The organism is Sporolactobacillus pectinivorans (genome assembly GCF_002802965.1).
GTDB lineage: Bacteria > Bacillota > Bacilli > Bacillales > Sporolactobacillaceae > Sporolactobacillus > Sporolactobacillus pectinivorans.
On the sequence record NZ_NXGA01000001.1, the window covers coordinates 3760333 to 3775494 of the forward strand.

Here is a 15162-nt window from a genome sequence, read left to right on the forward strand (position 1 = left end):
TGCATACCTTTTGTTGCTCTATTACAATGCAACATCGCTTTTTATTCTGAACAAAGTATGGCTCCAATTAGTTTCTGCCTATGATAAAGTGGATAGAAAGTTCACTACTTATCGCTAAAAATATAAATAACCCTCAAGCTATTAAGCGAATAATGCCAAGTGAAACAATTCCAATGATCACAACGACAAGTAAATTTTTGAAAATAATTGCACTAATTACAGTTGGGACAGAAGCAAGCAAGTTTTCATAATTGACTTGGGGGAGACTCCCCAAGTGTTGATTGAAAAGACTGATAAACCAAAGAGCCGACATAATGACAATGGGAACAAAACTTAAATAGTCGATGACTGGTTTAGGTAAGTCAAACTTTTTTAATAAAACAAATGGTAACACACGAGAGATCCATGTAGCGATGCCACAGCCGAGGATCGTCAGTAAAGTAAAATTAAAAGAAGGCATGTTTGATGATCACTCCAAATTCACACCCTAGCAGGGTCACTAATAGAATTAGTAAATTACTTGGTACAAAGATCAATCCGATATAAATCAAAACAAATGTGAATGCAATGACGATAATCTGTAAGAGTTTAGGTGTTGATTTATCGGATATAACTTGTAAATAGAGCAACCCAATAAACATGGCAACGATCGCAAAATCCAATCCCAACTTTTCCGGATTTGTAATAAAGTTCCCCAGTAGCGCCCCTGCAAGGGAGGAAATAATCCAAGTCAAATAGGAAATCCCATTCGCCGTATTGAACCAACGCAAACTTAACTTATTTCCTGAATAGTTAAGTTTGTTCATGCCTAATGCAAAACTTTCATCCGTCAGCAAAGTTCCAATCAAAATATTCTTTGACAGACTCTCTTTTTTAAAATAAGGGGCAAGTGTCATACTCATTAAAAGCATTCGTGAGTTGACTAAAAAAGTCGAAAATACGATTGATAGTATTGGGCTATGACTGGCCAGCATGCTGACGGTAATAAATTGAGCTGATCCTGCATAAATCAAAACGGACATCAGTAAAACTATTAGCGGATTAAAACCCGCTGCTTTGCCTACGATACCGAAAGCGATGCCGATTCCTATGTACCCGAAAACAGTGGGTAAGGTATCTTTTATAGCTGTGTGGATGTCTAATTTTTCATCCAATGTCTACTAACTCCTCTGTATTTTTTCTATAATAATCTTGAATCGATTGTTCGAATCGATACATTTGATCTGTATACCGCACTCATCCTGATCGTCTCCAGAGCTTTGCTCCTGTGATCAGAGTATTATATAATATAAAGAACGGTTGTTTAATATATTGAACTAGAAATTACTTTAAATTCATTTGATGCGTTTGTCAATATATTAAGAGGAGTTTCTTTACAATGGAAATCAATCAGATTATTGGTCTTAATTTAAAAAGGCTGCGCACAGAAAAAAATATGACACTCGGTCAATTAGCAGAAGCTGCGGGAATCAGTAAAGGTATGTTGTCCCAGATTGAAAATGGCGATACAAATCCAACGATCAATACGATCTGGAGGATCTGTGCCGGATTGAATGTGCCGTACACTTCATTATTGGAACCGCAAGAACAACCGAATACACAAGTAATGACTAAAAAAAATACACTAGTTCAAATATCTGATGAGGGTACTTATCGTGTGTATTGTTATTACACAGAAACGCCAAGCCGAAATTTCGAGCTTTTTCAAATGGAATTGGATGAAGGGGCAGAGTATACTTCTGTCGGACATTCAAAAAAATCAGATGAGTATATTATGGTGTTGGAAGGCCAACTGACACTTAAGATAGATGAACAAACATTAGTATTGAATGCAGATGACGCGACAACCTTTAATGCGGACAGGAAACATATCTATAAAAATACTGGCAGAGGCACTTTGAGAACAATCATAATCAATTATTACCAAGTATAGCGGGTGTCCCCCTTAATTTCATAAACGCTATCACACAATGAAATGAATCAAAAAAAACCCACCAAAATCAAATTTTGGTGGGAAAAAGCAGTGGTAAAGGTAAAGTTGGGCACGTGTCTGCTGATTGGCTAGCAGTGCTTCTCCCAAATCCATACTACCGTTTAAATCATTTTGTTTCACAGGTACCTTTCCGATCATGTCTTTAGCTTCACTTTTACTCGTCCCATTAACAGCGGCATGGGTTTGTTCATTCATCATCAAAACGGCGTCTGCAACAAAGCCAATCAGGAGCAATCACGTTGTCCCCCTCACCATGCCTATTGCTTCCTTTAATATTCTCCTTTAATTACAAAAAACGAACCCCGAATTGTTCCAGCTAGTTTAGACTTCTGCCTAGCAAACTTAAACTTTCCTTCTAATTCCTTGGGAACTTCCATCCCCTCAGAAAGCTTGAGACCAACGGCCCGCTTCTTAGATTCATCAATCGTATACATGACGTTAACCTCAAGGCCATCCTCATAAAAGACGTAGGCGAATTTGATATTTTCCACTTGAAAACGCGATGTTTCTAAAGGCTTGGCCGCAAACTCAATATCCCGTTCTTCTTTCAAAATTCTATTCACATAATCAAGGGTTTCCTGACTTTCGCTGGTTGGTACAACTGTAAATTCATGCTTATATTTGTTCATAAAGTAGCGGGCCTCATTAGCACGTAAACCGGCAAGCGCCTCTGCCACAGGTGAGGACCCGAATCCAATCGTGGACACGTTTTTAAAATCAACGATATAAGCCATTTTCATTTCTCCTTTTATCATTTTATCTTCTAACAACAGAAATCCACAGATCGCCAAAAGTCGGGCCGTTTCGCTGTCCGTCTCAATCTTTGCTTTTAAAATGCTTATTTCCTTCACTTGACGGTTATATGATACCCCAAAATGATATCAAAAAGCGATACTGTTTAGGTGTCACGATGAAAAAAGTGAACATCAAATACTACAGTTTATTGAGCCATTGACGGACCCGAAACATTATAATGTAATAATTGGAACGTATTTCACTGCAGATATTTACTCAGGCCTTATTCTATTCTCCTGATAGGAATGACTTGTCCAGAATCAAAGTATTCTTTCTTCGGTTGCATATATCGGTCAAAGAAACCCTTGTCTAAGCAAAACAGGTTAGCAAGAAACAGGGGCGTGATATGAAACTCGGATCCCAGATCAGAAATAGAAACAATACACTTATCGAAGAGTAGCTGTATCAGGGACTTTATCCGGCCCGGACGAATTGGCGGAATTCGATCGTCAAGGGGTTCAAGTATTTGATAGCTCTTTTTGTGTAATTGCCCAAAGAAATAGCGATTCTCCTGATAGGTCATTAAGCCTAATTGATAAGCACGGTACTCCAATGCGACGAGCGAAACCATATACTTGCGTTTCATCTCGATGTAGTAGTCTGGATTGGAATGCCTTGGTAATTCAGCAAAATCTCGCTTAAATTCCTCCTCAGGCAGCAGGAAGGCAGAGGCAAATTGATTGGCTTGCTGCTCGATTTGTTTGTGCTCTTGTTTGGTCAGTGTTTCCATATCAACGGCAGTGTGGAGCAGAAGGTGTCCAAGCTCATGTGCCAGATCAAAGTTTCTGCGAACTGCTGATTTTTTGATGTTTCCTAAGATAATGAATGAGCGGCCATCATCTGTGATTGTGCTGTAGGCATCAATTTCCGGGCCAAGGTTCTTTTCAACGATGTAGATGCCACTCATTTCAAGTGTATACATCAAATCTTTATTGTGTTGGAGCTTGAGAAATTTTCTTGCCAGATTGGCCGTCTGAGAAATTCTTTGATCCATTGACTGATCCGGATTGGATCGCAACATTTCCGTAGCCTTTTGTCGGAGTACAGTGATCGCTGAATTAGGTGTAATTAAAAATTTTTCAAAAAAACTGACGTAGTAATCAACATAGCTAATGTAGGTTAACTCAAGCTTTGCTTTTTTCCGTGAGTCACGATCCTTCGACCGATAAGCAACCCTCTCTTCGGATGCGGTTTTATGCAGGAATGTCTTTGAGAATAAGAACTTTGTGTCTACAAAGAAGAGCTCACGCACTTTGTTTAAGACTTCGATCCTCGGAATCGTTGACTCATTCTCATACTGCCAAACTGCTTGTTCCGAAACGTTGAGCCAGGCTGCAAGTTCTTTTCGGGAGAGACCGTTTAATTCGCGTAATTCAGTTAGTTTCTCGCCGAAAAACATAGCTCATCACCTCTTCTATTATTGAGCACCCTGGTTGTCTTCTTTCTCTTTTTTCACCACTTCATAACCAAAGGACTGTTCTTCAGAGGAGTATACACTTTCAGGGATTTTGTCGTTTTTAACCGCTGCTAATTCGTCTTCATCAAAAGTAACACCACTTAACCTGATGAGACGCGTTAGATCCGTAATTTCTACCAGGCGCATCGTTTCCTGGTTTGGCATAGTCAGCTTGATGGTGCTGATCATCTTGCTCATATCGTCAATTTCGTAAGTTACAATATAGAAACGATAGAAGCCGGATGGTTTCTCCATAACTTCGTTCTTGCGGATTGCATCAAATTCTGGAAACGAGAGTTCAAGTTGAATTTGACGGTTCTCTCGTTTCCCTTTCAATTCACCTGATTGAAATGCCGGATTATTGATTCCAGCGTACTCGTAAAGATAGTTCTGATGGGTTGCACTACCGGGCCTGCCATCAAAGTTTCTGTCCGTAGAACGGGCGTTCTTGACAATGATCAGTGCTTTTCCGTCACCATCGTCATATGTAAATTGCAAGTATTCCCACGTATAGCCAGCCTTATCGAGATTAGGACTGACACTCTTGAGGCTTTGAATACTGTCTTTAACGCTTGAGTCAATGTGATTTCCTTTGACCCAGGCATAAGCACCACTAACGGCCAATTCATCTTGGGCGTTTCTACGGGCACCAAGATAAGATTTATAGCCCGCCATAATACCATTTACCAACTGTTGTTCCAATGAAACAGGCAGGTCGAATGCTGACATAGCAGTTTCCTCAACTTTCTAGCATTTTCTCTTATTATATTTCTTTCTTTCAAATTAAGCAGTAAAAACTCGATTTTTTTTAAAGTGTCGTAGGGGACATGAACATATCGGATTCAATTGGACTATTTTGTCATGCCAGGCGTGTGGAGATGTCACACTGGCGCCTACTCATCTGTGCCAGTGTAACATTTAATTGCATAAATGCCCTTCTCTTAAGCAGGGAAATAAGAGAAGCTTTTTGATTCGCTCATAGGTTATGCGGAAAAACATTCTCCCCCACTAAATCAAGTTGAATAAAGTGGATGGTGACACAAAAAGCTGGGAGGCCCTGAATTCCTTGATACAATAGGGATTCCGGGATAGTTTTTCCTATTCCTACTCTTTTGTATTCAATGGAGTTAAAGGCCAGAACATTTACTGGGATTTTGAATGAGTTAACGACACTTTAACAGAGTTAAAAGCGGGTAAAACAGTGACATACGGTATTAGTGTATAGTTGTAAACCGATAATATTAAAAACCTTTCTTGTTCAATTGAAAGTAATCGAGAACTCGCCCTATAATTTCCTTATTTCTCAGCGGTCTATACAAATTGCTTGATCACTTTTTCTTTTCAAGTAAAGATTTTATATTGTAATAAAAGATACTTGGTGCACCATAGGAAGTGTATTTTTCTGGCACATCGATCTGATCCACATTCTCAATAGTACCTCCACTTCGAATCCAATCTATCGAAATTTGTTTAATAGCATAGAGGTAATCGATCATATCATCCAGAACCTTTGCCGTCCCAATTGTTCCATGACCAGAAACAACTTTTTTGATTTTGAGATTTTTAATTTTTTTTAGTATATCCAGCCAATGATCCACATTTCCCTGTCTGATATCAGCATGGTATCCGATGTGCATAAGATCAGCCAAGAATATTATTTGCTCCTTTGGCAGATATAGAAAAGAATCACTGCTTGTATGCCCCCCACCATAGGTGATAAAATTGGCCGATATCCTCGCTCCATTTAAAGTGATCTCATCTTCAAAAGTAATCGTTGGTAACGTCAGTTTAAACCTTTCCGTGTCCTTTATAATCATTGAATATTCGCCGAGTAAATCTTCTAGCTCCTGACGCTTTTCAGGATTTTTTTCTTGTTCAATCTCCACCTTCGTTTGATCTAAAAGTCCCGCATTATCCTTAAATATTTCTATAAATTTTGGCTGCTGAATAGCTATCTGTTCCCGAGTGAGCTTTGTACTAATAATCGGTACATCCTTAAAGACTTGATCTCCATTTACATGGTCAAGATGATAATGGCTATTCAGAACAATTGTTGCTTGTCGGCCCGTTAATTTTTCGGCAGCAATTCGTAAATCGTCGGCAGCCGTGGGTGTAGCGAACGCATCAAAAATAATCGTTTGATCTCCAATATCAATGATTCCTGCATTTGACCATGAGCCCGTTCCGGGTATAGAGAGCGCTGCCCAAACACCATCAGCGAGCGGGGTCAGCGAAAAATATTTAGATTCAGGGAGAAACTCTGTTAATACAGTCAAATATGACCAACTCCTAAAATTAGGGTGTTTTATTACAATCTAAATTACAAATGGTGATCAGTTCTACCCGTTAAATGTTGACGATGAACTAGATTACGATTTATTTTTCGCAAATCATTTTTCGATATGATCGATAAGCTTTTTTCCTTCGGGTGATGCCTGTCCGATTAAAGAAAAGGATAGCATAATTATTCGCAACGATCTATCTGCCAATCCGACAATCGCGACGTTTTGATTTTGTCCATGTCGTGCGTTTCAACATCAAGCTAATTCTCAATTTATCCTCTACTATATAATACAACGACATGATCATCTACGAATTTAACTTGAACATTTACTTGTCGGAGAATACTAGAAACTGTTATGCAGTCTAACTAAATAAGATTACCAAGGTATCACTTATTATTCTACTAACCTCTTTCTGCACTTATTTCTTGAAGTGATGTTTGATTTAATCTTCTTTTATTTATTGTAGTAATAGGCTAACGACGCATTGCAAAAGTAATAATGCCAGAACAATATTAACGATTTGAAAATGTTTCATATATATCTTTTGAAATAAGTCGCCAAAAAAGATCCAAGTTAAGGTGGCAATTGTACCTATGGTAGCAACGATAATTTCAAAAAAAATGATTCTAGCGTTGAATAATATGGACTTACATAACCTGTTAAAGCCGTTATACCAAATAAAAATATTTTTACATTAACAATCTGCAAGATAAAACCAATAAAAAAGGAAGCCGGTCTCTCATCTGTTTTAGTATCTGGCTTACTCATGACAATGTGGTATGCAAGCCACAAAATATAAATAGCTCCTGAATATTTAAGTACTGACATGATTGGATTGATTAAACTCTCTAGTCCAAAAACAAAAATGGCACATAGTACTTGAACAACATAATAACCGAAAAAGATCCCGAGGAATAAATGTTTTCCTTTTTTCCATCCAAAATTAGTCATCGCATTTAATGCGAGAATATTTCCCGGTTCTGGTGTGAAGGCATTGATTAGAGAATAAACGACAAATGCGGATAATGCGTGAACACCCATATCAAAATCCACTCTACTTTCCATAAATGTTTTGCAATAACTAAACCTGCTGATCATCTCTATATGAACGAGCCGCATAATAACAAGCGAAGTTGGTTCACTTTACTTGCTACTAATTAGAGTCTGCATCTTCATGTCTCTGGCATTTATGTCACCATCCAAACCCTTTTCAACCCTTCTTGCACGTCCTTAACTGATCCAAAGTCCCGGCAACTCAACGTTCTGCCTGCTAACTCCGTTGATCAGGAAATAGATGGGGTAAACTACACAAGAGCCCGTAATCCTTGATACGTCAAGGATTACGGGCTTTGCTTTTAACTCAATATCACAGCTGTGTCGCGATCCATTTCCACTGGTTGCTGATGAACGAGCTGTAGATGATTCCGTGAAAACAATTGCTTAAATCTTAATGGAATGATACGTATTCTGCTGTGTTATCCCGTCGGTTTCAAAATCGCCGCCATAATCATTTCGATCACGTCGCTGAGAGGAACTTCTTCCGAAGAATAAACTTTATTTTGAATACTCCTTGAATAATTTTTGATGGTTGAAAAAACGATAGAAAGTAAAATCGAAATATGGGTATTACGAAGCAAACCAACCGAAATTCCCTGTTTGAGTAACTGTTGAATTTTTTGATTTTGGTCGCCATTCTCATTTTCTCTTACGATTAATTGGACGCTGGGTGCTTCTTTGATTCTCTCAATTGCAGTTATGATGATCGGATACGCCATTGAAAACACGTATAAGGCTTCTATATACCGAATGAGTTTTTCTTTTAAAGGTGCCTCATCGTCCACTTTTTGGTTCAAATAAATGCTCATCTTCGTAACCTGATTCAAATACACATTCTTAATCAGGTCTTGTTTGTCTTTAAAATATATATAAATATTGGACTGAACAATTCCGGCCCTTTTCGCAACTTTGGTAGTCGACAACTCGGCGATTCCATTTTCAGCTATTAATTTGACTGTTTCATCAATAATTTTTTGGTATTTTGCTTCGCTTTTCTTTTTCATGATACTTTAATGTTACAAAGATAGGACTATCCTTGTCAATGCAGGCGCTAAAATCATTTTTGACAAAGGATAGAATTATCCTTTATAATGGTTAATGAAGATTGATCTATCTTTTTTAAAGGAGGCATATATGATTATGAAAATTACACTCACCGGTTCCCTTGGACATGTCGGGCTGCCACTCACAAAGCAGTTGGCCGCATCCGGTCATGATGTGACTGTTATAAGCAGTAATGAAAACAGAAAAGAGCAAATTGAGCAGTTGGGAGCCCGTGCCGCCATTGGACTCATTCAGGATGAATCTTTTCTGGCCGATTCTTTTGCAGGAGCAGACGCCGTCTATTTAATGCTTGCATTGAGTTCTTCATTTGACAAAAATGTCGATGTTATGGATCTTGGCCGTCAACAGGCAGCTGTCTATGCGAATGCCGTCAGACGTTCCGGCGTTAAACGAGTCATCAATTTGAGCAGTATTGGAGCTAATTTAGGCAAAGAAGCAGGTACTCTCTATGTTTACAATATTATTGAAGGTATTCTAAGCAACTTGGAAGGTGTGGGAATTACTTTTGTTCGTCCAACGAGCATGTATTACAATTTATTTGGCTTTCTCAATACAATTAAAACACAAGGGGTTATTGCGACCAACTATGGCAACAACATCACACAATCCTGGGTGGCGCCCGCGGATATAGCAGACGTCGTTGCGGAAGAGTTAATGACACCGCTGACCGGAACCAAAGTACGTTATGTTGCCAGTGATGAATTGACAGGACAGGAAACTGCGCAAATTTTAGGCAAAGCAATCGGTATGCCTGATTTGACATGGGTTGAAATTAGTGATGAACAGCGGCTCGAGGCACTGGAAAAAGCAGGAATTAATAAAGCGATTGCAGCCGGCCTCGTTCAGATGTCGGCAAACCAGCGAACCCATACCTTTTATGAAGACTATAAGCGTCATCATCCAAAGTTGGGCAAAATCAAAATGGCGGATTTCGCCAACGACTTTGCTAAAGTATATAATAAACGATAAAGCTGATTGGATTAAAATAAAAGAATTTGGCATAAGCTTCATGAACTCAGTATGCGTTCATGAAGCTTTCTTGATCTACCTTTTTGGGCCGATGCGTGCTGGGCGTTAAAAATGAATCACGCATCATCCGTCGTTACCTCGTGTGATTGCTTCAGCAGATCTTTGAGCGATTTTTCTAGATTATCGACATCTAATGCGTTGAGCTCCTTTGAAGAAAAATGAAATTCTAATCTGGTATGATCTTTTTCAATTTGATTGCTTGTAGCTAAAGCATTATATTGACGATAAGTATATCTCGAAATGACATGCAATACTGTACGATAACGCATATTTTGAAGCGCCAGGACCAATCGATTTTCATTGTGACTGTAGACTTAAAAAGGAGAAAGCTTATGAACATGAAGGAGAAGATGCACAGCGGCGAGTTGTACTTGCCTGATGAGCAATTGATGAATGAGCAAACAATATGTCTAGACCGTTTGTATGATTTTAATATGACACGCCCGACTGAATTTGAGAAGCGAAATACTATGCTCAAAACAATGCTGGCTGAAATCGGTGAGGGGTGTTATATTGAGCCACCATTTCACGCTAATTGGGGTGGGAAATATGTCCACTTCGGAAGCCAATCTATGCAAACTTTAATTTGACAGTGGTGGACGATACACATGTTTATGTTGGAGATTATACAATGTTCGGCCCAAATGTTACGATAACAGTAGCAGGGCATCCAATTTTACCAGAACTAAGAGAGAAAGCTTATCAATATAACGCTCTTGTTCATATCGGGAAAAACTGTTGGATATGGATTGATTTTATTAAATTAGTATAGTAAATTGATCATATTTAAAAACTTTATACAGAAGTGTATTAAGCAACTTCCTGAAAACCGCCTAAAATCAATTTGGGTGCGTCGGAAAATCAATTCCGTTACTAATTATCGTTGATGGTTCAATGAAAACAGAATAAGAGAAGACCAGTCCTGTCTCTTTAGAGAGATGGGATTTTTTATTAAAATCGACTATACTTTTGTCTCATTTTAAAATTTAAGTTTATGCTTACAAGATCAGGAAATAGACTTTTTAAAAGAATTTTTCTTCATTTGTGAATAATTGAACGGTTAGAATATGCACCTAAGTGGATTTGGAAACGCTTTTTCGTCAATTTATCAAAAATCGTACCGATAAACTCTCTTTTGGAACATACACTGGAGCGTGTCGTCCGTGAATCGGCTGTAAACAACGAAGAGTCGACAGTAGGGGGAAAAAGAATTAGCAATAAATGTTAAAGAATTGACAGTAAACAACCTGAAATCGACAAGTGCGGATAATCAGAATATAGTCCGGGCTTTGACGATATTTTTTCCCTGATCTCGTCAGTCAGAGCAGTCTTCCGTTTCGTTATCACGCATTCAGTAAAAAAAGATGAAACAAGAGGGATACCCAGTTTATTAGAATTAGGAAAGGAAAGTTAATATATGAAAATAACAAAATCAATGGCAAATGTACTGCTATTGTTAGCGTCTATACTTTGGGGCTCCGGATTTGTTGTCATAAAAGTAGCTCTGGACGCAAATGTGTCTGTGGGATTCATAAATTTTTTCCGAGGTATCCTCTTTGCTGTATTGGTACTCATGTTTTTTCATAAAAAAATATTTAAAATGACCTTTAAAGAATTTACAATCGGATTGATTGCCGGATTGCTCAATTTTGGTGGATATATGACACAGACTATTGGTATCCAGTATACCACTCCATCAAATAACGCTTTTATTTCATCAACATATGTGGTTATGGTGCCTTTCATAGCTTGGATCATCTATCGAAAAAAAGTCCAAGTGAAAAGCTTTATTTCCATTCTCTTTTGTTTACTTGGAATGGCTTTATTAACAGGAATATTTAATACCGCGTTCACTATTAATATAGGTGACATATACTCTCTCATCTGTGCGCTGTTTTATGCAGGATCCATTGTATACCTTAGCTATGGAGCAAAGGCAGCTGATGTCAGTGTTGTAGTTTTTATGCTTGCGGCTGTACAGGCAATAGGCGGATTCGTCTTTTTCCTCTGGGAAGGGATCGGACAGCTCGCAGCTGTCAATTGGTCCGTTGCAATCGTACCCTTGCTATACATAGGAATAATATGTTCATTTGTAGGTCAGACTTTACAAGTTTTAGCACAAAAACATACTGCCGCAACAACTGCCGGACTCATTATGATGCTTGAAGGCGTGTTTGGAAGTGTTTTTTCAATAGCTTTTGGATTTGATCGTTTTACAGTTAATCTATTTTGGGGCGGAACACTTATTACACTCTCCCTTATTCTTATGGAAACAGATTTTCAGCAGTTGTTGACCAAGGCTCATAGCCGTTCCAAAGGGATACATTAACCAAACAAATACTATTAATTGATTGGTATTTCCGGTCAATTCCAATCGAATTTTAATGGTTCAGCAAGAAATCCTTACACCAATCTACGAATTATCGACATAGGAGCATCGTACAATTAGAAATTTAGCGTAACTAAAAACCCCTGCCCGATTAAAGCTTTAGCAGGGAACCATATCATTTTTAACAGTTTTTATCCATTTTACATCGCAACAAACGTTGTTAAACCGGCACTGTCGCTCCAATTTATATTTTCCTGCTATTTCCATTATTTTGCAGTCAACAAAATTAGAGCAAAGATCGTTGATTTATTAGAATTTTGAATGAGTTAAATACGGTCAATAAGAGTTAAATAAGGTTTGGATGGTGACATGTTAAATTCGTCATCTTCTCTTCCTCTTTACCGATTTATTCGACTCATAATTTTCCCCATTCCAAATCGCCAAAGTGATGGATGATTTCTTGCAATCCATACTGCAATTCTATCTGTTAATGAGTGATAATATCTTCTTGAGGGATTTGAATCCGTCGCAGCTTTATAGAAAACTTTTGCTAAATCATCAGAAGTGGCCGATACTTTATAAGACGTTAAAATCTTCTTAATCGCCTGCACAAGTTTCTTGTATGGTGAATCTGCTGTTAAATTTTTTTCTGCGTTTTGCACCGCTATTTCTCCCCACTCAGATTGAGTACCACCGGGCTGAATCACAATGCTCCGAAGCCCGAATTGTCGAATTTCTATATCCAGTACGTCTGACCACATACCTAATGCCGCTTTGGTCGCATGATACCAACCACCGAGTGGCATATAAACGTTTTCCCCAATAGACGTCACATTGATAATTCGGCCAAATTTTTGCCTTCGCATCAGCGGCAAAACTAGCTTAGATAATTCACTTGCTGCAAATAGATTAACATCAAACTGATATTTGGCATTCTCGAGACTAATCTCTTCAAGTGGTCCATATTCTCCATAACCTGCATTATTGATCAGCGCATCAATTTGACCTTGTTCTTTTATTGCAGCCTCTATAAAATTTTTATTAGATTCATTATCCGTAACATCCAATTGATGAATGTGAATGCCAAGTTCCTGCAAATCTTTCATGCGTTGAATTCGTCTAGCACCGGCATAAACAATCCACCCGTTATTATAGAAGTATTTTGCGCTCGCATACCCCATACCCGATGAAGCTCCTGTAATTAATACGACTTTCTTTTCATTTTTCATCCCCAATGCTCCTTTTAAGAGACCGAACGATCGGTCATTTTTGATTTTATTTAAAAGCGCATTTCTGCGCTTTGGTTAACCATTGATTTATTTTTGCACTTTCATCGCTCTCAACACCATCTGAATTGTAGATTCGAGTTCCGAATCCGTTAGGTTATCATTCATCTGTGCCACTTTCATGGGTAGAGAGAAAAAAGCTACATATACATATGCCGGTGCTTTAACAAAGTTCGGATCTTTAATTATTTCTTCAAAAGTTCTAAAAATGGGTGCAGCCGTAGTTTCGGCATATTTATGTGCTTCTTCGCTTACCATACTTGGATTAGATTGGATTGCTTCCATAAACTTTGCTTCTTTAGGATAACGCTGATAACGATGGACAAAATGACGAATGAATGCGCCAATACGCGTTTCTAAATCCAAATGCATGGCTTCAGCTTCTGCAATGCCATCATCCATCAGATCCTTTACATACATGTAGGTTTTGGAAAGCAGTTCCTCTTTATCTTTGAAATAAACATATACCGTTGATTTGGATATTCCAGCTGCCGCTGCAATCTTGCTCATAGACAAATTGACTAAATCATTCGTTGAAGTTAAATTAAAAACTGCATTGCGAATCAGTTGTAATTTATTCTTATCTTTACTTTTCATATCGCAATAATAACCGAACGGTCGGTCGTTGCCAATTATCTTTAATTCCAACATCATACTCCGTAAACCAATCTATGCATACAAGTATAGTAATCCGAGAATTTCCCTATAACGTGCCTGTAATAATTAAACCAAAAATCCCTGCTAACCCCCTTCCTTTATGAACACTATGTTCTATATGAGCGGTTCGGTGTTTCATCTGGCTTAAGCTGGAGTTTATCACCGCCCCATCTTTGATCCGTTCGAAATCCCTTCCAAATAAGATACGAGATTGCCCATACGCAGACAAAGAGGACGATTAAGCCGTAACCCATCCAATTCAGGTCGATTTTCTGTATCCAGCGCCAGTAGCCGCCTTGCAAATGAAACAATTTGCCTGCAACCTGGCTGAGTTCGACAGCCCCGATCAGCACCGCCGCGGCAACCGAAATGGTGGTGACCGTGAGATTATAATAAACTTTCCGAATCGGCGTATCAAAAGCCCAGCGATAGGCATGCGTCATCATCACCGAATCCGTCGTATCCATAATATTCATCCCTGCCGCAAACAGAATCGGTAGCGCGAGTACAGCAATCCATGAGCATTGTGACTTTGCCGTTTCCGCAGACAGCGCGAGCAGACTGATCTCAGTTGCCGTGTCAAAACCAAGTCCGAACAGGAAGCCGAGCGGCAGGACATGCCAGCTCTTGTTAATGAAACCAAACAGTGGACGAAACAGATGTACCAGCATGCCGCGCGATTGGAGCAACTGATCAAACTTTTGTTGATCAAATGCATGTTTTTTTAATCGAATAAAAAGTTTCTCCAAGTCAATTAAGATGAACAGATTGACGCACGCGATCACGATCAGAAAACTTCCCGATACAATGGCGCCGATCAGCCCGCCAAGATGCGAAAACAGTGGCAGGTGGTGCTGTGCCCAGTGAACCGATATCGCCAGCACGGCAGCCATAAGAAACACAACCGACGAATGACCGAGTGAGAAATAAAAGCCGACACCCATCGGATTTTGTTTTTGCTCCGCCAGCTTACGCACAGTATTGTCAATTGCTGCAATATGATCGGCATCAAAAGCATGACGAAGACCGAGCGTATAGGCAACCATCCCAAGACCGAGCATCACCGGATTGGTTTCGACTGCAAGAAAAAGAAGACAGACTCCGATAAGATGCAGCGCCGCTGAACCCAGATAATAAGGCAGACATTTTTGAATCACAGGATTTCTTCCTCTCTATGATACAAAAAGGCGGCGTCCATTTTCATGATCACG

16 protein-coding genes are annotated in these 15162 nt (G+C 39.0%); 4 read left to right on the forward strand and 12 right to left on the reverse strand.

Annotated features, from left to right (window positions below; translation table 11 throughout):
• Positions 1-133: 133 nt before the first annotated feature.
• Together COP04_RS18360 and COP04_RS18365 are read right to left on the reverse strand one after the other, a co-directional pair.
• Positions 134-460 carry an AzlD domain-containing protein gene (locus tag COP04_RS18360; protein ID WP_100489348.1) on the reverse strand — a complete coding sequence of 109 codons (327 nt, stop codon included), beginning with the start codon at positions 458-460 and terminating at the stop codon, positions 134-136.
• Complete coding sequence (locus COP04_RS18365; RefSeq protein WP_100489349.1) at positions 447-1154, reverse strand: AzlC family ABC transporter permease; 708 nt, start codon at positions 1152-1154, stop codon at positions 447-449. Before COP04_RS18365 ends, COP04_RS18360 begins: the two co-directional genes overlap by 14 nt.
• 224 nt (positions 1155-1378) lie before the next feature.
• Here COP04_RS18365 and COP04_RS18370 point away from each other — a divergent pair, with 224 nt between their 5' ends.
• The gene (locus COP04_RS18370; protein WP_100489350.1) at positions 1379-1933 is read left to right on the forward strand and encodes a helix-turn-helix domain-containing protein; all 555 of its coding nucleotides are present in this window, start codon (positions 1379-1381) and stop codon (positions 1931-1933) included.
• Between the two features lie 30 nt (positions 1934-1963).
• On the opposite strand, the gene COP04_RS18375 is transcribed toward COP04_RS18370, so the two are convergent.
• From COP04_RS18375 to COP04_RS18405, 7 genes are all read right to left on the reverse strand, one after another.
• A complete protein-coding gene (locus COP04_RS18375; protein ID WP_100489351.1) occupies positions 1964-2227 on the reverse strand; it encodes a hypothetical protein in 264 nt (87 codons plus the stop codon).
• 35 nt (positions 2228-2262) lie between these two features.
• Positions 2263-2727, reverse strand: coding sequence for a phage tail protein (locus COP04_RS18380; protein ID WP_100489755.1), 465 nt, complete (start codon positions 2725-2727; stop codon positions 2263-2265).
• 284 nt (positions 2728-3011) lie between these two features.
• Positions 3012-4187, reverse strand: coding sequence for a spr1629 family repressor/antitoxin (locus tag COP04_RS18385; protein WP_100489352.1), 1176 nt, complete (start codon positions 4185-4187; stop codon positions 3012-3014).
• A gap of 18 nt (positions 4188-4205) precedes the next feature.
• Positions 4206-4973 (reverse strand): spr1630 family ClpXP-sensitive toxin, encoded by a 768-nt coding sequence (locus COP04_RS18390; RefSeq protein WP_100489353.1) that lies wholly within the window; start codon positions 4971-4973, stop codon positions 4206-4208.
• A gap of 599 nt (positions 4974-5572) precedes the next feature.
• Positions 5573-6520 (reverse strand): MBL fold metallo-hydrolase, encoded by a 948-nt coding sequence (locus COP04_RS18395; RefSeq protein ID WP_157800379.1) that lies wholly within the window; start codon positions 6518-6520, stop codon positions 5573-5575.
• Positions 6521-7120: 600 nt separating this feature from the next.
• Positions 7121-7570, reverse strand: a complete 450-nt coding sequence (locus tag COP04_RS18400; RefSeq protein ID WP_204988057.1) for a LysE family transporter — start codon at positions 7568-7570, stop codon at positions 7121-7123.
• Between the two features lie 434 nt (positions 7571-8004).
• Complete coding sequence (locus tag COP04_RS18405; RefSeq protein WP_100489355.1) at positions 8005-8589, reverse strand: TetR/AcrR family transcriptional regulator; 585 nt, start codon at positions 8587-8589, stop codon at positions 8005-8007.
• A 136-nt stretch (positions 8590-8725) separates the two neighbouring features.
• On the opposite strand from COP04_RS18405, the gene COP04_RS18410 reads away from it, so the two are divergent.
• The 3 genes from COP04_RS18410 (at position 8726) to COP04_RS18425 (ending at position 12008) form a co-directional block, all read left to right on the forward strand.
• Positions 8726-9619 carry an SDR family oxidoreductase gene (locus tag COP04_RS18410; protein ID WP_100489756.1) on the forward strand — a complete coding sequence of 298 codons (894 nt, stop codon included), beginning with the start codon at positions 8726-8728 and terminating at the stop codon, positions 9617-9619.
• 392 nt (positions 9620-10011) lie between these two features.
• Positions 10012-10269, forward strand: coding sequence for a maltose acetyltransferase domain-containing protein (locus COP04_RS20385; protein WP_239984934.1), 258 nt, complete (start codon positions 10012-10014; stop codon positions 10267-10269).
• Between the two features lie 827 nt (positions 10270-11096).
• Entirely contained in the window at positions 11097-12008 is a 912-nt protein-coding gene (locus COP04_RS18425) for a DMT family transporter (RefSeq protein WP_100489357.1), read from the forward strand.
• A 398-nt stretch (positions 12009-12406) separates the two neighbouring features.
• On the opposite strand, the gene COP04_RS18430 is transcribed toward COP04_RS18425, so the two are convergent.
• From COP04_RS18430 to COP04_RS18440, 3 genes are all read right to left on the reverse strand, one after another.
• Positions 12407-13237 (reverse strand): SDR family NAD(P)-dependent oxidoreductase, encoded by an 831-nt coding sequence (locus tag COP04_RS18430; protein WP_100489358.1) that lies wholly within the window; start codon positions 13235-13237, stop codon positions 12407-12409.
• An 87-nt stretch (positions 13238-13324) separates the two neighbouring features.
• The gene (locus tag COP04_RS18435; RefSeq protein ID WP_162297126.1) at positions 13325-13942 is read right to left on the reverse strand and encodes a TetR/AcrR family transcriptional regulator; all 618 of its coding nucleotides are present in this window, start codon (positions 13940-13942) and stop codon (positions 13325-13327) included.
• Between the two features lie 116 nt (positions 13943-14058).
• The gene (locus COP04_RS18440; protein ID WP_239984935.1) at positions 14059-15108 is read right to left on the reverse strand and encodes a HoxN/HupN/NixA family nickel/cobalt transporter; all 1050 of its coding nucleotides are present in this window, start codon (positions 15106-15108) and stop codon (positions 14059-14061) included.
• Between the last annotated feature and the right edge of the window lie 54 nt (positions 15109-15162).